The following is a 20,166-nucleotide window of genomic DNA, read 5'->3' as shown; positions in this document are numbered from 1 at the left end:
CGCGGCGGCGCGACCGGGCTCGGGGTGGGGCACGAACTTCAAGCGGTCAATGACCGAACGATCGACAGCGTCGGCGTCTCACGGGAGATGGTCGTGGCGGCATCGAAGCATCTCTTGACCTTGGACCCACCCGAGCACACCTCCTATCGCAAGATCGTGAACCGAGGGTTCACACCACGCCAGATCGGCCTTCTCGAGTCGACGGTGCGCGAACTCCTCAACGACCTGCTCGATCAGCACACCACCCGCGAGGCCTTCGATTTCACCACCGAGGTTTCGATGCCGCTGCCGGTCAACATCATCGCCCGGATGATCGGTTCGCCCGCAGAATCTGACGCCCTGCTCCTGCGATGGAGCAATGAGGCCATCGCGTCGACCGACCTCGAGTACTCGGCCGGCGAGATGTCCCAACTCGGAGCGGTCATGTCGCTCATCGGCCACTTCAACACGTTGCGCGTCGAACGCGAGGCGGTCCCGAGCGACGATCTCATCTCGTTGCTGCTCGATGCGGAGGTCGACGGGGAGTCGCTCACCGATACCCGCCTCATGTTGTTCCTCATCTTGTTGACCGCCGCCGGAAACGAGACCACCAGAACCGCGTTCAGCCATGCGGTCGTCGAATTCGCGAATCACCCCGACGAGTGGCAGCGGCTGCGCGAACACCCCGAGCTCATCCGCTCGGCGGTCGAGGAGATCGTGCGATATTCGTCACCGGTGCTGTACTTCCGCCGCAATGCGGTCGAAGACCTCGATATCGCCGGGCACCACGTCTCCGCCGGCGACATCGTAGCCCTGTGGTACGCCTCGGCAAATCGTGATCCGGCGGTCTTCGACGACCCCGATCGCTTCGACATCGGACGCGACCCCAATCCGCACGTCTCCTTCGGCGGAGGTGGCCCCCACTTCTGTCTCGGGGCGTCGCTCGCCCGCCTCGAAATCCGAGTGCTCCTCGAAACGCTCGTTGAACGCTACGAACACATCGAACTCGCGGGGCCGATCGAGCGGATGCGGTCGAATTTCCTTCACGGAATCAAGCATCTGCCGGTCGTCCTTCGTTGAACGACAGGTAGATCACTGTCGCCGAATCGCACCTGCGCTCGGCGCGGATCTAGCGTTGACCCATGGCCGACTTCGACTTTTCCGAGCTGCTTCCGCTCGGCGACGATCCCACCCCGTACAGGCTCATCAGCACCGAGGGTGTCAGCACCTTCGAGGCGAACGGCAACACGTTCCTTCAGGTCGAACCCGAGGCGTTGACCCTGCTCACCCAGACCGCCATGCGCGACATCGCGCATCTGTTGCGGCCCGGACACCTCCAGCAGCTCCGCAACATCTGCGACGACCCGGAAGCGAGCGCGAACGATTACTTCGTCGCCCTCGAGCTGCTCAAGAACGCCAACATCGCGGCAGGCGGGGTGTTGCCCTCGTGTCAGGACACCGGCACCGCGATCGTCAAGGGCAAGAAGGGACAGTTCGTGATCGTCAACGGCGGCCACGACGAGCAACACCTGGCCCGCGGCGTGTTCAACACGTATCAGACCTCCAACCTTCGCTACAGCCAGATGGCGCCGCTGAACATGTGGGACGAGGTCAACACCGGCAACAACCTGCCAGCGGAGATCAAGATCTCCTCCATCGACGGCAACGCCTACAAGTTCCTGTTCATGGCCAAAGGTGGCGGCTCCGCCAACAAGAGCTACCTGTTCCAGGAGACCAAGGCGTTGCTCAACCCCAAGAGCCTCGCTGCGTTCCTCGACAAGAACCTGCGCAACATCGGCACCTCAGCCTGTCCGCCCTATCACCTCGCCATCGTCGTCGGCGGAACCTCGGCGGAGTTCGCGCTCGAGACCGCCAAGTTGGCCTCCGCCCGGTACCTCGATTCTCTGCCGACCGAAGGGTCCAAGCTCGGCCACGGGTTCCGCGACCTCGACATGGAACAAGAGGTCCTCGAGATCACCCGCAATTTCGGCATCGGTGCCCAGTTCGGCGGCAAGTACTTCTGCCACGACGTCCGCGTCATCCGGCTCCCCCGCCACGGCGCCTCGTGCCCCGTGGCCGTGGCGGTGTCGTGTTCGGCCGACCGCCAGGCGCTCGCCAAGATCACCACCGAGGGGATCTTCCTCGAGCAGCTCGAAACCGACCCGGCGCACTACCTGCCCGACCCGCACGAAGGCCAGATCGGCGGCGAGGTCGTGTCGATCGACCTCAACCGCACCATGGACGAGATCCGCCAGGAGCTGTCGAAGTACCCGGTCAAGACCCGCCTGTCGCTCACCGGAACCCTGGTGGTCGCCCGCGACATCGCACACGCCAAGATCGCCGAACGCCTCGACGCCGGCGAACCGATGCCGCAGTACCTGCGCGATCACGCGGTGTACTACGCCGGACCGGCCAAGACCCCCGAAGGGATGGCCTCGGGGTCATTCGGCCCGACGACCGCAGGCCGGATGGATTCCTACGTCGACAAGTTCCAGGCGGCCGGTGGCAGCTTTGTGATGTTGGCCAAGGGCAACCGCAGCCAACAGGTCACCGACGCGTGCCAGGCCCACGGCGGGTTCTACCTCGGCTCGATCGGTGGCCCGGCCGCACGCCTCGCCAAGGACTCGATCCGCAAGGTCGAGGTTCTCGACTATGAGGAACTCGGCATGGAGGCCGTGTGGCGCATCGAGGTGGAGGATTTCCCCGCCTTCATCGTCGTCGATGACAAGGGCAACGACTTCTTCGCCGACGTTTCCACCCCGGTGACGCTCAAGTAGGCATCGCCCGGGAATCTTCGGCGACCGGCCCCGAAATCGCCGCCACGCCCGCAGGCGCGGGCGTGGCGCGGTCAGTCGGTGCTGAAGCGGGCGGCCGGTCCATCGGCCCGAGTCGATTCCGACTCGCCCAGAAACGCCCCCGGCACCGGTGGAGGCGTCATCGACGCTGACGAGGCACTGGACGCAGCCGAATCGTCGGTCGCCGCCTTGCGCTCGTCGAGTTCCGAACCGTCTGCCTCATCGGTCGTCGCGACCACGTCGTCGCCCACCTCATGAGCGACGGAATCGGCCTCGGCTTCAGCATCCCCGTCGGCCTGGGGGGCGTCGGCCTCGGTTTGGGGCGCGTCGACACCACCCTTGAGCGTCTCCACCGCACCGTCGAGGTGGTCCTCGAGCGACCGCAGGCCATCGTGATACCGCCCGATGACCGCGGTGAGCGAGGCCAACTCCTCGAACAACTCGGCACGGCGCGCCTCCCATGCTGCCGCCTCACCGCGCACGCGGTCTCGCTCCTCACCGAACTCGGCCTCGGCCTGTTCGCGGCCCTGGCGGATGATCAGCGTCCGCTGGCGCTGGGCATCGGCCACGAGCTCCTCGGAGCGGGTGCGGGCGTCCGCGATAATCGCGTCGGCGGTCTGTTGGGCGTAGCGAAGCGTCTTCGACGCGCCGAGGTATTCGGGCTCGATCGTCTCGACGCTCGGACGTGAGGACAGTTCGTCGATCGAATCCTGAAGGCTGGCGATCTGCGACCTCAACGCGTCGAGTTCGGCGCTCGCCGCGGCCACCGCGGTTGGCGCCGCGGCCACCTCGGTCGGCTCCGAGACCGTCGCCGAGGCGTCGGACGTCGACGCATCGGAGGCCGATGAATCCGAGGCCACCGTCTCGAACTCAACCACCCCGGCCGCCAGCTCTTCGCCGGACGCGTCAGAAGGTGCCCTGTCCGAAGGTGCCGGATCCGAAGGTGCCGCGTCAGACGACGATGTGTCGGACGATGCGGTGTCGGGAGATGCGGTGTCGGGAGATTCAACGTCGCGCCCGTCGGCGGTGGGAGGGTCCTCGGGAATCGCCGTGAAGCGACCGGGTGGCGCTGTCGGTGGTGCCAGATCAGCGATCCCAGCAGATCCCGCGCCGGCCGAGGTCGGCGCCGACACTCCTTGTGCACGGCGCGCTGCGTCGCTGAACACCGGTGCCGAAATGGGCGAATCGGAGCCCGGTGCTGCGGGTTGGTTGGGCGAGGCCGAGTCGGATGGGTCGACGGTCGGCTGGTCTGAGGCTCGCTGGGCCGGGGGTTGGAAGGGGTTCACCCGCGCCGGCGGAGGCGAGGCCTTCACACCCTTCGCCTTTTCCGCGCGTGCCTCGTCGCGACCCAATCGCCCACTCCATGCCATCTTGTTTCTCCCAGCTGACCACAAATGCTGAAATGGAATGTACCGAGATACTCGGCCCGAGCCAAGATCTGATCTCTCGGGATCGCTCCTCGGGCACCCGGTCACCAGAGCGCAACGGTGACCTGGTCGAGCAGCAACCGTCCACGGTCGGTCGCCGCCAACAGCGCCCCGTCGATGTCGACCAGCGCATCGTCGCTCAGGCGTGCCAGTTCGCTGCGACGCACATCGCGAGGGTCGACGCCGCTTCGGCGAGTCACCTCGTCGAGATCGACCCCGTCCACCCGTCGAAGCCCGCACATCAGCAGGTCGCGCATCAGGTCTTCGCCATGCACATGTTCGACGGAGCCGCCGCCGTCGCTTCGGGCGTCGCGATCCGACTCGATGACCATGAGCGGCGACCTGGCGACGCGCCACCGATCGAGTGTCGGATTGGTCCAGCGGATCAACGAACCGTCGTCACAGCACACGACCCCCGACGCCGAGGGGCCGATGCCGAGCGACGGCGCCACCGCCCAGTACGCCTGATTGTGGAGGCAACGCGCTTGCGGTCGCGCATAGTTCGACACCTCGTAGCGTTCGAACCCGGCGGCACCCAGCAGATCGGCAGCGGCGCTCAACGCCTCAGCGGCACCCCCGTCATCGACGCGAACCCCGTCCATCGCGAAGGGTGTTCCCGGCTCGATCGTCAACGCGTACACCGAGATGTGTTGTGCCCCGGTGGCGACCGCCCGGCGCACATCCGCCGACACGTCTTGACCCGCGGTCGGCATCATCAGGTCTACCGAGGTCACCTGCGCCGCGGCGAGGGCCCACTCGATACAGGCCAACGCGTCGGCACCGCTATGGGTGCGGCCGAGGCGCCGCAGCACCTCATCGTCGAAACTCTGGGCGCCGATGCTGAGCCGGGTGAATCCGAGTTCGACCCAGTGGCGCACCCGCGACGCGGTTGCGGTCGAGGGGTGCACCTCGAGGGTGGCCTCGCGGCGCGGGCGACCCAGGTGCCGTTCGACCATCTCACACAGTCGGGCCAGTTCCGCCGTTCGAAGATACGACGGCGTTCCGCCACCCACATACAGGGTGTCGAGATCGACCGGCACCACCGCCACGATCTCGGCGAGTTCCTCCTCGAGCCGATCGAGGTAGGCCGCCACATCACCGGCCTCGCGCACCTTCACATGGAAGCTGCAAAACGGGCAGATCGACGCACAAAACGGAACGTGCACGTACGCATGACGAACGGGTACCGCAGACAGCACCCCACCCACCGTAGGGCCACACTGCACCGGCTTCAGCCCACGGATCGACCTGCGGGATCGATCTGCGAATCAGCTGGCCGACGCGTCCGTGGCGTCGCCGGGGTTCGCGCCGTCGGCGTTGCCATCGCCGAGGGCGTCGCCGTCGCCGAGGGCCTCCTCCTCGCGGAGGCGGATCGGGCCGTACAGCTCCGGTTTGAAGCCGACCTTGGGGCCGTAGTACTCGCGGAAGAGATCCATGTCGGCGACGAGGTCGCCGCTCGGATGCACCGTCGGTCCGATCTCGACCACACGGGTCTTCGTATCGATCGAACACATCACGATCGGCACCCCCGCGCCCTGAGCGATGCGGTAGAAGCCCGACTTCCAGTATTCGGTGAGACTGCGGGTCCCCTCCGGAGGGATCGCGAGATACAGCCGTGGGGTCTGTTCGAAGCGTTCGACCATTTGGCCGACCAGGCCCTGGGGCGCCGTGCGATCGACCGGGATTCCGCCGGTGGCGGTGAAGAACTTACCGAGGATCGGCTTTTCGAACAGGGTGTGCTTGCCCATCCACGACAGTTCCATGCCCCGGGACCACGCCATGAGCATCATGAGGACGTAATCGATGTTGGCGGTGTGTGGCCCCGCGGTGATCACACAACTGAACTCCGGGCGCTCCCCCACGGGCGTCCAGCGCCACAGCTTGAGGATCAGCTTCGAAAACTTCGCTTTGAACGACACGTCCGAACCCTACCCGTTCGGCCGATTCGATTCGCAGAACCTCAGCCGCGGCTGCGACCCAGCCCGAACGCGGCGCGCCACCCCAGCGCTGCGGCCGGCACCGCGAGCGCCAACGAAGCCGCCATGAACGAAACGCCGACCTCGTCGCGGACCGTGACCACGGTGACCGCGTCGGCGGTGTCGGCGGCCGCCGACATCTTCACCCACCTCGTGTCGCCATCGTCGCCGTTGAGGCTCGCCAGCGTGCCGGCGCCCAACACGACATCGCGCACACCGAACAGTCGAATCCACCCGAGCGCCGCCGCCGAGGGCTCACTGCGATCGAATCCGGTGAGTACTCGCGGGCGCAGCAGACACAGAAGACCGAACAGGGTGCGTCCGGCGGCGATCAGACGTGCGGTGGTGCGATGGTCCATGGACGAATGCTCCCACACGCCAACCCGAAGCGTGCGGATCCGCGCAACACAGCGCCGTCGACCATGGTCCGCGGCCTCGACCGAATCAGGGGCGGCGACGACAGCGGATCACTGGGATGTCGCGGTCGGTACGGGCCTGATACGTCTCAAAATCCTGGTACATCGCCACCAGCCGGGGCCACAGTTCGGCCTTGTCCTGCGGCGATACCTGCGCTGCGGTGTAGTCGCCGGCAACCGACCCGATCTGAATGGTCACCTCGGGATCTGCCTTCAGGTTCAGATACCAGTTCGGGTTGCCGGGAAACCCACCCTTGGAAGCGACCAGGACGATGTCGTCGCCGTCGGCCAGGTAGAGCAACGGAGTGGTTCTCGCCTCGCCGGAGACCCGGCCGATCGTGGTGAGCAGACACACCGGGGCGCCCCGTAGGAACCGGCCACCGATACGTCCATTCGTGCGCCGGTACAGCGCCGTGGTGAGCTTCGACATCCGCTTGATGACCGCGTCGCCACGGCGAACCTGGGCCTCGGTGTACGGCTTGGGGGACTTGGCTGCCATGGCCGAGGAACCTACTGCCCTGTCTGCGCGGGTTGGTCGACGCCGGCGCCGCCGTCCACCACGAGCGCGTGTCCGACCACGAACGACGCACCGGGGGAACACAGAAACGCCACCGCAGCGGCGACCTCCGCCGGCGTCGCGGCGCGTCGCAGCGGGCCTGCCGATGCCCCGTCGAGTTCATCGTGGCCGGCCGTCGAGGTCGCAACCGCGCAGATCGCCACCGCGTTCACGGTGACTCCACGCCCGGCCGCTCCGGTCGCCGATTTTGTGGTGAGCGCCAACAGCTCTCGGTGATCGCGGTCGGCGATGTTGACCACTCGCCCATAACGCGCCGGGGCCATCGCGTCGAGCGCCGCGCCCGTCAGGTTGAACGCCGCGGTGAGGTCTCGGCGTCGGTCCTTCGACTCTGCGACGTTCACGACGATGTCGATACCACCCCACTGGTCGACCACCCGTTGGATCAGCAGTGACGCGACCCGGGGGTCGACGACATCGCCGACGAAACCCGCGACGGGATACCCCTCGGCAGTGAGTTCGTCGACCCGATCCGCGACGCGGTCACCCGTTGCGCCGAGGATGACCGAGGCTCCACGCGAGGCCAACTCCAACGCGACCGCGGCCGCGATGCTTCCCGCGCTGTCGGCACCGGAGACCACGGCGATCTGGCCCAACAACTCGCCAGCGGCGCGCAGCGGCGGCCGTGACCGCGGCACCTCCGCGCCGGCAGCCGGGTCCGCGTTCGAATCCGTACTCGTCATCGACGATTCCTACCCTTCGGCCGACCGAGGTTCGACCAGCGCATCGACGGCCTCGCGAAACGCCGCGGTGTGGGCCTCGACGTCGGACGCGGTGTGCGCCGGGCTCATCAGCGCCATGTTGTGAAAAGGCGTCAGCAACACCCCGCGGTTGAGCGCGTGCAGGTGGAGGTAGGCCTCCAGATCCTCGTCCACGGCGGCAGCCGCATCGCGCCCATTGCGGGGCGGCGGGCAGAACCAGTACTCGCTTCGACACCCGAGGCGGTTGACACTCCACGCCAACCCGGCGCCGTCGATGACCGACTGCACACCGTCGCTCCAGGCCTGGGCCAGCGGAATCATCCGGGCGAAATCCTCACCGCGCAGGGTACTCGACAGGGTGGCGCGGATCGCAGCCAAGGCGAGCGCGTTGCCGGTCAGGGTTCCGCCGACCCCTGCGGTGTCGATGGTGTGATCCCCGAGAACCGGACCGAGCCGCTCGGCGATCTCCGCGCTCATCCCGTAGGCCGCCGCTGGCACACCGCCGGCGATGGCCTTACCGATGACGAAGAAGTCGGGCCGCAGATCCCATTCGCGGGTTGCGCCGCCCGGTCCGACACACAGCGTGTGGGTCTCGTCGATCACCAACAGCGTGCCGGTGCGGTCGCAGATCTCGCGTAACGCCTCGTGGTATCCGGGGTCGGGCAGGACGATGCCGATGTTGGTGAGCGCCGGTTCGGCCAACACGGCGGCCACGTCGCCGGGGGCGAGCGCGGCCTCGAGCGCATCGAGATCGTTGAACTCGACGACCTTGGTGGTGTCCGACACCGGCACCGGTGAACCGATCGTTCCCGGCCTTGTGACGACCCGGCCCTGGTCGTCGAGCACCGCGAAGGTCTCGTCGACGGTGCCGTGATAGCACCAGTTGAACACGAGCACTTTCGGGCGGCCGGTGAGATGGCGGGCGAATCTCAGCACGAACCGGTTGGCGTCGGTGGCGGTCATCGCCATCTGCCACGAGGCAAGCCCGAACCGGCGGGCCAACTCGTCGCCCACCCAGGCGGCGTCGGGGCTCGGCAGCATCGTGGTGATGCCGCGACGCGCCTGCCGCTCGATCGCGTCGGCGACCTGGGCGAGTCCGTGGCCGGTCATCGCCCCGGTATCACCGAGGCAGAAGTCCACATACGAATGACCGTCGATGTCGACGAACCGCGCTCCGCTCGCCTCGTCGACGATGATCGGAAACGCTCCCGGCCATCTCGTCATCCATGCCATCGGCACGCCGGCGAGCAACGATGACCCGCCCGCCGCAACCGCGGCGGCCTTCGGATGGGTCTCGATGAAGCGCTGTTCCTCGCTGGCAAGGCGCCGAGCGAGCACCGATCGGTCGATGACGGTCATCGCGAAAGCCTACGCCTTGGCCGAACCGCTCATCAGGGTGTTTGCACCTCGTCGCGAACGGCGTCGACCCCGCCCGCCGGCTTCTCCACCGAAACCTCGGCCACGATGTCGCCGGAGGTCGGCACCCGCGCTGCTGGCGGCACCAGCGTGTCGAGCGCAGCGAGCGCGACCTCGATCTGGTCGTCGGCGGGCTCCCGGGTCGTGAAGCGCTGCAACATCAACCCCGGCGCGGCGAGCACCGCCGCGAGCCGAGTGTGATGGGAGGTACCCCCGGCGCGCAGGATCTCATAGGCGACGCCGACGACCACCGGGGTCATCAGAATTCGGCTGAGGACGAGCCACGCTGCGGGAAGCGAACCCACGAGCGCGAAGGCCAGTATCGAGATGACGAAGATCAGCAGGAAGAAGTCGGTGCCACATCGAGGGTGGCGGACACTGAACTCCCGTGCCGGAGCGATCCCTCGCGCCACGCCGTGTTCGTGCGCCGCGATCACCATGTGTTCCGCCCCGTGATACTCAAGGGTCCGGCGAATGCCCGGCAGCTGCGACAACATCGCTAGGTACCCCACGAACAGCGCGAGGCGCACGAGCCCCTCGACGATCACGGCGCCGATTCCATCGCCGACGACGGAGTGCAACATGGCCGCCACCCACAACGGCACGATGAGGAACGCGGCGACCACCCCGGTCACCACCGCGGCGACGATGGCCCGCTCGCGCAGCGTCGGTCCGGGCGAGGCCCCGCCTGAGGCAGCACTGCCCGAGGCCGCGGGTTCGGAGTTGTCACGAGACCACCGCATCGCTCCCATCCCGATGCGCAGCGAATCGATCAGGGCCCCAATTCCTCTCACCAGTGGAATGCGCCGGGCGCGGCCGAGTGCCGGCTCGCTCCGTTGCAGGGTGGTCGCGATCGTTCCATCCGCACGGCGACAGGCGGCGGCCCACTGCTCGCCCCGGCGCACCATGACGCCTTCGATGAGGGCCTGACCACCGACGAGATCCTGCGACATGGCGCCCACGGTACCGAGGGATCGCCTGAACTCCACCGGTCAGGCGAGGCTCCACCCCGGCAGCAGGCCGAAGGTCCCCCTCGGGCACGAATGTTTGTGTCGCCGGCGAGTTCTCGGGGAGAATGAGCGCCGTGAAGGTCGTCATCGTCTACGAAAGCCGTACGGGCAACACCGAGCGCGCCGCCCGTGTGATCGGCACCGAGATCCGCAACGCAGGCCACGAGGTGTCGGTGTTTCCCACCAAGGGCATCAACCTCGAAGCCCTCGCCGAGTCGGATCTCGTCGTCATCGGCACCTGGACCGACGGCCTCATCATCGCCGGGCACCGTCCCGGCGGGGCCGGCAACATCGCACGGCACCTTCCCGAGATCTGGGACAAGCCGGTGTACACCTTCGTCACCTATGCGGTGCGGCCCGGCAACGTGTTGCGCGGGTTCCGGCGCCTCCTCGAGTCGAAGGGCGCGAAGGTGCTCGGGGGCCTCGAATTGGGCCGCCGCCACCTCGACAGCGACGCGATCGACTTCGCCGAACAGGTGCTGCGCGACTCCAAGTCGCTTCAGAGCGCCTGACGTCGCCCCACACCTGACCGGTTCGATGAGGACTGGGCGCGCTAGCGGGTCACATCCGACCCACTAGCGCGCCCAGCCCTCGCGTTTGGCGCCGGCGTCGAACCGGCGGCACGGGCGCGCCTCGCTCACCCGGCTGGCCATCGGGTCGCCCCGGTGGCCACGGCGGAGGGCAACGGTGCGTTCGGCGAGGTGAACTCATCCGCGATCGGGGTCCCGGCGACGACTCGCAGCGGGACCACCCCTGCCCAGAGGTCGCTCAACTCGTCGGGGTCCGGAAGGTCGACTTCGTCGTCGACCGGCCCGCCGTCGCGAACCTTGACCGACAATTCGACAAGGGGGAACTCGATCACCATCGTCTGGCGTTGTTCGGGGCGGTTCGCCCGCCGGGCCTCCTCGACACGACCCGGCATCAGGTGCTCCATGATGACGTCGAAGGCGTCCATCGCCGCGTCGTCACGCAGCCGGCGTGCGGTGCCGAGGGCCACCACACAGCGGTAGTTGACCGAGTGGTGGAAGTGGCTGCGGGCGAGCACCAGCCCGTCGAGCTTCGTTACGGTCACGCATGCGCTGACCCCGGCGTCGAGGGCCCTCATGATGCGGGTGGCCACCGACCCGTGCAGGAACAACGAGTCTCCCCGACGCCCGTACACCATCGGAATGACGAAGGGCTGAGCGTCGAGCACAAACCCGACGTTGGCCACCACGTCGTCGTCGAGGATCGCGTAGGCCTCCTCGCGGTCCAGTCGCGCCCGCTTGGCGTTGCGGATGGTCGTCGCCGGCGTGGGCGAGATCACCTTGGATCCAACCTCTGGAGTCGGCGGCGTCGAGTCGGTCGAGGCTGCGGTCGTCGGTGAGGTCGGCGGTGGCGTGGGCGGCGGGGTTTCGGCCATGGACCCATGGTCCCGCAGCGCGACCGCCCGCGTCGCTGTAATTTCGTGAGCACTCGTTGTCCAAAGGGGGGCTTCGAGGACGACCAGGAGGTTGCCATGCTCGGCACGATGATGGATTTCCCGCTGGCCCTGCCGCACCTGTTCCAGCGCGCAGAACAGCTCTTTGCGAAAAAGGAGATCATCACCAGCTCTCCGAAGGGCATCGAGCGGACCACCTATGGGGAGTGGGCCGACCGCAGCCGCCGCCTCGGCTCGGCGCTCGACACCCTCGGGATCTCACCCGGCGGACGGGTGGGCACCTTCGGCTGGAACACCGCCCGCCACCTCGAGTTGTACTTCGCGGTCCCGTGTTCCGGCCGGGTGTGCCACACGATCAACCTTCGGCTGTTCCCCGAACAGCTGCTGTTCATCGTGAATCACGCCGAGGACGAGGTGCTCTTCATCGACAACTCGATCGCTCCGTTGGCCTGGCCCGCACTCGAACATTTCAAGACCGTCAAACACGTCGTCGTCATGAACGACACGGGCGCACCGATTCCAACCGAGGCACCCAACGGCATCGTCGTGCACGACTACGAGGAACTCATCGCGAACGAGTCCCCGATGCAGTGGAACATCACCGACGAGAACACTGCGGCCGCGATGATGTACACCTCCGGCACCACCGGCAACCCGAAGGGCGTCGTCTACACCCACCGCTCGATCGTGCTGCACACCTTTGCCGCGATGATGGCCGACGTGGTCGGGATGCGAGAGTCCGACGTCGTGTTGCCCGTGGTGCCGATGTTTCATGCCAACGCCTGGGGCCTCGCTCACGCCGCCGTCGCCACCGGTGCGACGCTCATCATGCCCGGCCCGGATCTGACCCCGCCGAGCCTCGTGAAGCTGATGGAGGACTACCGCGTCACGCTCGCTGCCGGTGTTCCCACGATCTGGATGGGTGTGCTCAACGCCATCGACGGACACGACGTCAGTTCGTTGCGGCTCATCCCGTGCGGCGGCTCCGCGGTGCCGCCGGCGTTGTCGGAGGGGTTCCGGGCCAAGATCGGCCTGCCGATCTTCCAGGCCTGGGGCATGACCGAAACTTCGCCGGTGGCGGCCGCGACGTTGATCAAGTCCTACCTGGAGGACACCCCGGAACTCCGGGCCACCGTCGGTCTCGTCGTACCCGGGGTCGAGTTCCGGGTGACCGAACCGAACACCATCGACGAGTTGCCGTGGGACGGCGAGAGCCGCGGCGAGCTGCAGGTCCGCGGGCCGTGGGTGACCGGCACCTACTACAACGACCCGCGCTCGGCGGAGTCGTTCACCACCGACGGTTGGCTGCGCACCGGCGACGTGGCGACGGTGGATTCCGAGGGCTACATCCGCCTCGTCGACCGCACGAAGGACCTGGTGAAATCCGGAGGTGAGTGGATCAGCTCGGTCGACCTCGAAAACGAGATCATGGCCCACCCCGATGTCGTGGAGGCCGCGGTGATCGGCATCGCCCACCCGAAATGGGACGAGCGACCCCTGGCCTGTGTCGTGTTGGCCGAGGGGTCGGAACTCACCGAGGCAGAGCTGCTGGAATGGCTCACCCCCAGGGTGGCCAAGTGGTGGCTTCCCGACGGCGTGGAGTTCATCGACGAGGTGCCCAAGACCTCGGTCGGGAAGTTCTCGAAGAAAGACCTTCGCGATCGTTTCGCCGACTTCCGCTGGCCCGAGAGCTGACGGATTTCAGGTTCGCCGAATTCTCACACAACCGACATATGGAGGACGGCCACAGACTGTTATGGTCGCCCTCCATATGGGTCGGCCCAAACTCCTCATTATCGCCGCGGCGTGTTTCGCGGCCGCTGTCTCGACCACGTCGATAACGGCCGTGCCGGCCTCAGCGTCGCTCTCCGGGCAACGACAACTCGAGCCACAGCCCGCCGAGACGACCGTACCGATCAGCCCCGCCGGGTCTGAGGACCGTGGGCAGCCGAACCCTACCGACGCGGTTGCCGACGCGGGTATCGACGTGGCGGCGACCGTCGGGTTGAACAACCGCTACGGCACCAACAATCCGCTGCCGGTCCGCATCGAGGTCACCTCCGACCGCTCACGCCAGGTCGAGGTGGTCGTCGAGTCCAACGTCGGCGACACCGCCTATCGACTCGATCTGAACCGTGATGCGACTGCGTTCATCGACCACGTCGGGCTCACGATCGGCCTGCCGACAGCGATCGTCGTACGCGAGGACGGGCGCCGAATCGCCCGGGTACCGCTACAGCCCATGAAGGCCTCGGGCAGCCTCGTCGGAGTCACTTCGAACCTCGCTCCCGACACCGCTCAGACGATCGACCTGTTCGACAACACCTTCAGCGCCACCATCGACCGGGTGGACGCAGAGTGGCTCAAACGACCGGCGGCGCTCGAACACCTCGGGGAACTCGTCGTGTCCACGGCAGAACTCGACGGCTTCGACGACGGTCTCAAGCGGCGGATCGGGCACTGGGTGTGGGCGGGTGGCCGCCTCGTGATCGACGGGGTCGCTCCCGCTCACGACCCCGTGTTCGACCAACCGATCGACGCCACCGAGGCCCAACGAGGCGCAGGGCAGATCCGCTTCGTCGGCGACGCCGCGGTGCGGGGCGATTGGCGCAACGTCGTACAGCCACAGCTCGACACCGGCACGGCGATCGGGCCGGAGGACCAATGGTTCGGCGACGTCGGCAACGACCTCAGCTGGCGCGGACTCATCGAGACCGAACGAGCCTCCACCTCGACGCTGCTCGGACTGCTCGCACTTTCGATGCTCCTCATCGGCCCAGCGCTGTGGTTCGTGCTGCGCAAGACAGGCCGACCCCAGTTCATGTGGTTCGCCGCGCCGTTGTTGGCCCTCGCGATCGGCGGCCTGGTGGTGATGATCGGCCGCGGCAACCTCGACGTGGCGCGACCCGTGATCTATGGGCGCCAAAGCGTCTCGCCGCTCGGGTCGACCCACGCGGCGATCACGGCCACCGCCGGGACTGCGCAGACCCGTCTGCCGCAGGGGTGGAACGTCACCGGGTCATCGAACTCGGTGGTGGTGGACGGCGACAAGGTCACCACCCGGGGCGAGGGCACCGGTTGGGAACCCCTCGTCGCCGGCAGCTTCGAGTTGGACGAGACCTCCCCGATCACCCTGGTCGTCACCCCTGCGGAGGGCACACTGGTTCACGTCGCCGTCACCAACCACACCGATTCTCCGTTGGTCGCCGCGGAGGTGTCGGGTTTCGGACGCAGTCGATCGTTCGACCGTGTCCGCCCCGGCGAAACGGTCACCCTCGATTTCGAAACCGCCCAGGACATCGATGCCTGGGCAAAGCCCTTCGGCTGGGGGCTTGCGACGAGCGACTGCGCCATGATGTGCGACTCCAACGTGAATTTCGGCGGGTTCCCCATCATCGACAACATGGTCACGAACGGAGTCGTACGAGTCGCCGGGTACCTGGCCGATGACGACGACACCTTTGGCCAGGACCGTTCGCGACTCGATGTCGTGGCCGCGACTGCAACGGTGAGCGGCTGGAGCGGGCCGGTCGACCCCGACGCCGCCCACGCAGCGTTCATCGTGGAGCCCCTCGGCGGCACCCGGGACGGCTGGAGCGCCTATCGCATCACCGCCAACGCGTCGGTCGCCACGGCGCGTTGCTCGATCGCCGACTTCGTCGACGACGTCGCCATCTGGGACGAGGAGAACCCGCACTGGGCGGCAATACCCTTCGGGGTGGAGGGCCTGTCGGAGCGCTACGTCGACCCGATCGGTGTGCGCACCTACGACCTGGGAGCGGCCGAACCGGGCTGGCAACGCATCATCCGATTCCGTGCGGGTGAGTTTCAGATTCAGTCGAGTTCGAATCACATCTTGTGCGGGGTGCAGCCATGACCGAAGCGCCGATTTCCCCCGCTGAAGCCGGACGCTCCGGCATCGCCATCCGCACCGAGTCGCTCACGAAGACCTACGGCACGAACCGTGCGCTCGACTCGTTGAGCGTCCAGATCGAATCCGGGACGGTCTGTGGGCTCATCGGGCCGAACGGCGCCGGCAAGTCGACGCTCATGTCGATCCTCGCGACGCTGCTTCGTCCGACCTCGGGATCCGCGGAGATCTTCGGGATCCCCCTCACCGACACCGAGGCGATCCGTCCGATCATCGGCTATGTCCCCGACGTGTTGGGCATGTATTCCGGGCTGACCGTGCAGGAGTACCTCGACTTCTTCGCCGAGGCGTACCGGCTCCCCCGCGACACTCGAGGTGCCACGATCGAGGGCCTCCTGGAACTCGTCGACCTGAGTTCGAAGCGCTACGCCGACGTCAACACCCTCTCGCGCGGCATGAAGCAGCGCATCGGCCTCGCCCGTGGGCTCATCCATCAGCCACGACTGTTGATCCTCGACGAGCCCGCCTCCGGGCTCGATCCGCGGGCTCGAATCGAGCTGCGCGACATCATCAATCACCTGCGCGAACTCGGCATGACCGTGCTCATCAGTTCGCACATCCTCGGCGAGCTGGAGGAGATGTGCACCCACGGGTTGATCGTCGAACAAGGCCGACTCGTCGGATTCGAGTCGCTCGCTGACGAACCCACCCGATCGGTCGAGGTACGGCTCCTCGACGGCTCGACGAAGCGCTTCGAGGTGCCCGACCTCGCCGCACAACGCGACCTCATTCGAAGCCTCATCCACGAGGGTTTCGAGGTGGTCGCCGTCACCGAGGTGTCGACTCGGCTCGAAGACCGGTTCCTCCGTCTCACCGAAGGGCAGGTCAACTGATGCGGTCGCTGCTGTCCAACCCCTTGATGCGACTGGAGTACCTCCGACGCTTCCGAACCGCCACCGCGGCGTGGACGATCCCCTTGCTTGCGATACTTCCGATCATCGGCGTGTCGCTGATCTACGGCGTGTCCAACACGGCATCAGGGTTCATGGCCTTCGACTCGATGGGTAACGAGATCCCGACCGCAGATCTCAACTTTCCCACGAACCTTCAGGCCACCTCGCAGATCGACATCGGTGGGGTGAGCCTCCTGATCGGAACCGCGAGCGTGCTGACGGCTCTGCTCGGGTTGCTGGTGCCGGCGATCGTCGGAGCGTCGATTGCCGGCGAACGGCAGGGCGACACGTTGCAGCCGCTGCAGCTCACCCGGATCCGGCCGATCGACATCGTCATCGGCAAGCTGGTCGGCTCGCTCGGATACGTCCTGTTCCTCCTGGTGTGCCTCGCGCCGATCCTGGTCGTTCCCTACCTCGCCGGTGGTTTGTCGGTGTCGACGATCGCCTTGACCTACCTCGTACTCGTCGCGTTCGCCGTTGAACTCGGGTCCGTGTCGATCCTCGCCAGCAGCAGAGCACGTCGACCCGTCACCGCGGTGATCATGGCGTTGATCGCGAATGTGGCGCTCGTCGCCGGCCCGTGGATCGTCGCAGGGATGATCGAAATAGCGCGATTCGATTCCGGCCCCATCGAGCCTCAGGTCTCGCGGGTGGTCTGGTTGTCGCCCATCACCCTGTTCAGCATCGTCGGCCGGGTCGGCGACACCGAGTTGCCCGGCTGGTGGACGACGACGGACCAGATCGCGACCGTGGTGTGCTGGGCCGCCGTGATCACCGTTTCGATCGTGTTGGCGAGGCGCGGAGTTCGCGCCCCGGTCGACAAGGACCGATGACTCCCGAGGCACTGCTCGCCGCGGCCGGCCGCCGGGTTCGTCTCGTTCGAGTCGGGCGAGCGCTGATGGCAGCCGCTCCTTTCGTGGCCTGCGCGCTGGTGGTCGGGTTGGCGATCGCATGGTGGGTGCCGTGGGGTTGGCTTCCGCTCGCGGTGTGGGTCGGTGCCGCAGCCACACTGTTGTGGGTCGCGTTCTCCGCGTGGCACGCGGCACTCGATCCGGCCTCGGTCGCGGCGATCGCCGATGCACACCTCGATTCCCACGATGCGCTCGGGGCATACCTCCAGTTCGCAGGAGCGGGCTCGCTCGGGAGTCTGGGGGCCGACAGCCCGTTCCTCGAGCCGATTCGTCTTCGGGCCGAACGAACGGCCGAGGGGTCGAACGCTGCAACCGCCGTACCCACCTCGCTTGTCGGAGACCATCGCAGCATCACGCGTCGATCGTCGATCGTGCTCCTGCTCGTCGTGGCCGCGGTGGCGTTGATGCTCGGCGAGAGCCCTGCCGATCGCCACCGCGTCCAGGCCGCCGAGGACGCCGCAGCAGTGGAACGGGCCCGGGGCGTGCTCGAGGAGCGCGCCGAAGCGTTCCCCGAGGGGTCCGAGACCCGCGAGAGACTCGAGGAACTGGCGGCGTCGCTCGACGCGCGCTCGCTGGAGGACTCGCTCGAAGCAATCGCCGCGCTGGAGGCCGAACTGAACGCCACGGTCGGCCGTGGGCTGGACTCCGCGATGGCGGCAACCGACGGCTTGAACGCGTCGCTGCAAGCTCAGCCGCTGCCAGGGGCCAACCCATCGCAAAGCGCCGCCGAGCAACTGGCTGCTGCTGGCGCGGCAGCGGCCTCGATGTCGGCCGATGAACGAGCTGAGTTGGCCGAGCGCCTCGAACGGCTGGCGGCAACCCAGGTCGCCGCCCCCGAGGTCGCCGCTGCGCTGCGAGACGCCGCCGCGGCTGCGGCATCGGGTGACCCGTCCGCGATGTCTGGCGCACTCGGGGCGGCGAGCGAGGCGGTGGCGAGCAACACCGAGTCGCTGGCGACCCGCGCCGCGGCACGGGCGGGGGCCAGCGCGACGTCCGCGGCGAGGGCCGCCGCTGCCAACCCCGCCCAAGGTCAGGGACAGGGCCAAGGACAAGGACAAGGCCAAGGACAAGGCCAAGGACAAGGCCAAGGCCAGGGACAGGGCCAGGGCCAAGGACAAGGACAAGGCCAGGGCCAAGGTCAAGGTCAAGGTCAAGGTCAAGGTCAAGGTCAAGGTCAAGGTCAAGGTCAAGGTCAAGGTCAAGGGCAGGGGCAAGGCCAAGGACAGGGACAGGGCCAAGGACAGGGGCAAGGCCAAGGCCAAGGACAGGGCTCCGGCGGACAGGGCGGCGGCACGAACGCACAGTCGGGAACCTCCAACTCCACCAATCGACCAGGTTCCGGTCGGGGCGACGGCACGAGCGCTCAGGGCGAACAGGCCCCGACGGCGTTCGTGCCCAACGCGCAGGGAACCTCCGCGGACGACGGACCCCAGAGCGGCAGCGGCGGATCGCTCGGCGAACAGGTCGGCACCGGCCAGGCCCCGTCCCAGCGCGGAGGCGCATCGGTGCCATTGTCCGAAGCCATGGCCCGCTACCACGAACAAGCCACCCGTGCCTTGGACGACCCCTCGACCCCTCCCGGAACCCGCGCCCTCATCGCCGGATACCTCGACCGCCTCGCGGCCGGCGCATGAACCGGCGACCCAATCCACCCGTACCGATCCCGACCACCGCAACACCAATCCGTACCCAAGGAGCCCCGTGCAACCCGAACGTTTCGCCGAACTCACCGAGGCCCTCGCGAACGAGGTCGCCACGGTCATCGTCGGTCAACGCGACCTGGTGCGCGACGCACTGGTCTGCCTGGTCACCGAAGGACATCTCCTCATCGAGGGTGTGCCGGGCCTGGGCAAGACCCAACTCGTCACCGCACTGGCCGCCGCCGCCGGCCTCGACTGGAAGCGGGTGCAGTTCACCCCCGACCTCATGCCTGCCGACATCGTCGGCACCCAGGTGCTCGTCACCTCCGATACCGGCGCACGCAGCTTCTCGTTCCAGCCTGGGCCCGTGTTCTGCAGCCTGCTGCTGGCCGACGAGATCAACCGCGCCACCCCCAAGACCCAGTCGGCCCTTCTCGAGGCGATGCAGGAGCGGCGGGTGACCGCCGGCGGCGAGACCCGACCGCTGCCGCGCCCGTTCCTGGTGCTGGCGACGCAGAACCCGATCGAACAGGAGGGCACCTACCCGCTTCCCGAAGCCCAGCTCGACCGGTTCCTGTTGAAGGCCGAGGTCGGCATGCCGACCGCAGCCGAACTCACCCAGATCATCGAGCGCACGACCGGCTCCCATCAGGCCACACCCCGCCCCGTGACCACCCCGGGTGAGGTCTCCGAGATGATCGCGTTGACGCGTTCGGTTCCGGTGCCTGAGGCGGTGGTTCGCTTCGCCGCCACCATCGTGGTGGCCACCCATCCCAACAGCGAGGGTGCCCCCGATGCCGTACGCCGTTACGTCGAGGCCGGGTCGAGCCCCCGCGGCGCACAGGCCTTGATCCTCGCGGCGAAGGCGGTCGCGCTGATGGACGGCCGGCCGTCGGTGAGCTCGGATGACATTCGATCGGTCGCACAGCCCGCGCTTCGCCACCGCGTCGCCCTGGGCTACGACGCGATCAACGACGACGTCGCCGTGTCGAGCGTGATCGATGCGGTGGTCGAATCGGCCGCCACGGTGGCGTTGTAGGCGTCGCGGTCGGCATCGCGAACGGCGAGAGCAGGGTT

18 protein-coding genes are annotated in these 20,166 nt (G+C 67.3%); 9 read left to right on the top strand and 9 right to left on the bottom strand.

Annotation, left to right across the window (positions count from 1 at the left end; translation table 11 throughout):
- Positions 1-24 precede the first annotated feature (24 nt).
- Positions 25-1,059, top strand: a complete 1,035-nt coding sequence (locus M9952_03705; GenBank protein ID MCO5312026.1) for a cytochrome P450 — start codon at positions 25-27, stop codon at positions 1,057-1,059.
- A 62-nt stretch (positions 1,060-1,121) separates the two neighbouring features.
- Positions 1,122-2,756, top strand: coding sequence for a fumarate hydratase (locus M9952_03700; GenBank protein ID MCO5312025.1), 1,635 nt, complete (start codon positions 1,122-1,124; stop codon positions 2,754-2,756).
- 71 nt (positions 2,757-2,827) lie between these two features.
- Here M9952_03700 and M9952_03695 read toward each other — a convergent pair whose 3' ends face one another.
- From M9952_03695 to M9952_03660, 8 genes are all read right to left on the bottom strand, one after another.
- Positions 2,828-4,144, bottom strand: coding sequence for a hypothetical protein (locus tag M9952_03695; protein ID MCO5312024.1), 1,317 nt, complete (start codon positions 4,142-4,144; stop codon positions 2,828-2,830).
- Between the two features lie 101 nt (positions 4,145-4,245).
- Positions 4,246-5,400: a coproporphyrinogen III oxidase family protein gene (locus M9952_03690; protein MCO5312023.1), complete on the bottom strand. Its 1,155-nt coding sequence runs from the start codon at positions 5,398-5,400 to the stop codon at positions 4,246-4,248.
- Between the two features lie 69 nt (positions 5,401-5,469).
- Entirely contained in the window at positions 5,470-6,120 is a 651-nt protein-coding gene (locus M9952_03685; GenBank protein ID MCO5312022.1) for a 1-acyl-sn-glycerol-3-phosphate acyltransferase, read from the bottom strand.
- A gap of 41 nt (positions 6,121-6,161) precedes the next feature.
- On the bottom strand, positions 6,162-6,536 hold the full coding sequence (locus M9952_03680) for a DUF4267 domain-containing protein (protein ID MCO5312021.1): 375 nt from the start codon (positions 6,534-6,536) through the stop codon (positions 6,162-6,164).
- Positions 6,537-6,621: 85 nt separating this feature from the next.
- The gene (locus M9952_03675; GenBank protein MCO5312020.1) at positions 6,622-7,092 is read right to left on the bottom strand and encodes a nitroreductase family deazaflavin-dependent oxidoreductase; all 471 of its coding nucleotides are present in this window, start codon (positions 7,090-7,092) and stop codon (positions 6,622-6,624) included.
- Between the two features lie 11 nt (positions 7,093-7,103).
- A complete protein-coding gene (locus M9952_03670; GenBank protein MCO5312019.1) occupies positions 7,104-7,850 on the bottom strand; it encodes an SDR family oxidoreductase in 747 nt (248 codons plus the stop codon).
- A 9-nt stretch (positions 7,851-7,859) separates the two neighbouring features.
- Entirely contained in the window at positions 7,860-9,227 is a 1,368-nt protein-coding gene (locus tag M9952_03665; GenBank protein ID MCO5312018.1) for an aspartate aminotransferase family protein, read from the bottom strand.
- Positions 9,228-9,259: 32 nt separating this feature from the next.
- Entirely contained in the window at positions 9,260-10,237 is a 978-nt protein-coding gene (locus M9952_03660) for a DUF1385 domain-containing protein (protein ID MCO5312017.1), read from the bottom strand.
- A gap of 131 nt (positions 10,238-10,368) precedes the next feature.
- Here M9952_03660 and M9952_03655 point away from each other — a divergent pair, with 131 nt between their 5' ends.
- Positions 10,369-10,806: a flavodoxin family protein gene (locus tag M9952_03655; protein MCO5312016.1), complete on the top strand. Its 438-nt coding sequence runs from the start codon at positions 10,369-10,371 to the stop codon at positions 10,804-10,806.
- A 125-nt stretch (positions 10,807-10,931) separates the two neighbouring features.
- Here M9952_03655 and M9952_03650 read toward each other — a convergent pair whose 3' ends face one another.
- The gene (locus M9952_03650; protein ID MCO5312015.1) at positions 10,932-11,696 is read right to left on the bottom strand and encodes a pyridoxamine 5'-phosphate oxidase family protein; all 765 of its coding nucleotides are present in this window, start codon (positions 11,694-11,696) and stop codon (positions 10,932-10,934) included.
- A 96-nt stretch (positions 11,697-11,792) separates the two neighbouring features.
- On the opposite strand from M9952_03650, the gene M9952_03645 reads away from it, so the two are divergent.
- The 6 genes from M9952_03645 to M9952_03620 all read left to right on the top strand — a co-directional run bounded on the left by M9952_03645 (position 11,793) and on the right by M9952_03620 (position 20,128).
- Complete coding sequence (locus M9952_03645) at positions 11,793-13,409, top strand: long-chain fatty acid--CoA ligase (protein ID MCO5312014.1); 1,617 nt, start codon at positions 11,793-11,795, stop codon at positions 13,407-13,409.
- Positions 13,410-13,485: 76 nt separating this feature from the next.
- Entirely contained in the window at positions 13,486-15,591 is a 2,106-nt protein-coding gene (locus M9952_03640) for a hypothetical protein (GenBank protein MCO5312013.1), read from the top strand.
- The gene (locus tag M9952_03635; GenBank protein MCO5312012.1) at positions 15,588-16,478 is read left to right on the top strand and encodes an ABC transporter ATP-binding protein; all 891 of its coding nucleotides are present in this window, start codon (positions 15,588-15,590) and stop codon (positions 16,476-16,478) included. The genes M9952_03640 and M9952_03635 overlap by 4 nt, the downstream gene beginning before the upstream one ends.
- Positions 16,478-17,371 carry a hypothetical protein gene (locus M9952_03630; protein ID MCO5312011.1) on the top strand — a complete coding sequence of 298 codons (894 nt, stop codon included), beginning with the start codon at positions 16,478-16,480 and terminating at the stop codon, positions 17,369-17,371. Before M9952_03635 ends, M9952_03630 begins: the two co-directional genes overlap by 1 nt.
- On the top strand, positions 17,368-19,083 hold the full coding sequence (locus M9952_03625) for a hypothetical protein (protein MCO5312010.1): 1,716 nt from the start codon (positions 17,368-17,370) through the stop codon (positions 19,081-19,083). The genes M9952_03630 and M9952_03625 overlap by 4 nt, the downstream gene beginning before the upstream one ends.
- Before the next feature lie 67 nt (positions 19,084-19,150).
- Complete coding sequence (locus M9952_03620) at positions 19,151-20,128, top strand: AAA family ATPase (protein MCO5312009.1); 978 nt, start codon at positions 19,151-19,153, stop codon at positions 20,126-20,128.
- Positions 20,129-20,166: the final 38 nt, after the last annotated feature.

The sequence above is a fragment of the Microthrixaceae bacterium genome (assembly GCA_023957975.1).
In the GTDB taxonomy this organism is placed as follows: Bacteria; Actinomycetota; Acidimicrobiia; order Acidimicrobiales; family Microtrichaceae; genus JAMLGM01.
Note: the sequence above shows the minus strand (reverse complement) of the source record. Positions and strands in the feature narration are given on the sequence as shown.

Coding starts and splice junctions, on each gene's coding strand:
- M9952_03665 (MCO5312018.1), bottom strand. CDS start 9,227: ATGACCGTCATCGACCGATCGGTGCTCGCTCGGCGCCTTGCCAGCGAG.
- M9952_03695 (MCO5312024.1), bottom strand. CDS start 4,144: ATGGCATGGAGTGGGCGATTGGGTCGCGACGAGGCACGCGCGGAAAAG.
- M9952_03635 (MCO5312012.1), top strand. CDS start 15,588: ATGACCGAAGCGCCGATTTCCCCCGCTGAAGCCGGACGCTCCGGCATC.
- M9952_03670 (MCO5312019.1), bottom strand. CDS start 7,850: ATGACGAGTACGGATTCGAACGCGGACCCGGCTGCCGGCGCGGAGGTG.
- M9952_03680 (MCO5312021.1), bottom strand. CDS start 6,536: ATGGACCATCGCACCACCGCACGTCTGATCGCCGCCGGACGCACCCTG.
- M9952_03660 (MCO5312017.1), bottom strand. CDS start 10,237: ATGTCGCAGGATCTCGTCGGTGGTCAGGCCCTCATCGAAGGCGTCATG.
- M9952_03650 (MCO5312015.1), bottom strand. CDS start 11,696: ATGGCCGAAACCCCGCCGCCCACGCCACCGCCGACCTCACCGACGACC.
- M9952_03630 (MCO5312011.1), top strand. CDS start 16,478: ATGCGGTCGCTGCTGTCCAACCCCTTGATGCGACTGGAGTACCTCCGA.
- M9952_03675 (MCO5312020.1), bottom strand. CDS start 7,092: ATGGCAGCCAAGTCCCCCAAGCCGTACACCGAGGCCCAGGTTCGCCGT.
- M9952_03645 (MCO5312014.1), top strand. CDS start 11,793: ATGCTCGGCACGATGATGGATTTCCCGCTGGCCCTGCCGCACCTGTTC.
- M9952_03640 (MCO5312013.1), top strand. CDS start 13,486: ATGGGTCGGCCCAAACTCCTCATTATCGCCGCGGCGTGTTTCGCGGCC.
- M9952_03625 (MCO5312010.1), top strand. CDS start 17,368: ATGACTCCCGAGGCACTGCTCGCCGCGGCCGGCCGCCGGGTTCGTCTC.
- M9952_03700 (MCO5312025.1), top strand. CDS start 1,122: ATGGCCGACTTCGACTTTTCCGAGCTGCTTCCGCTCGGCGACGATCCC.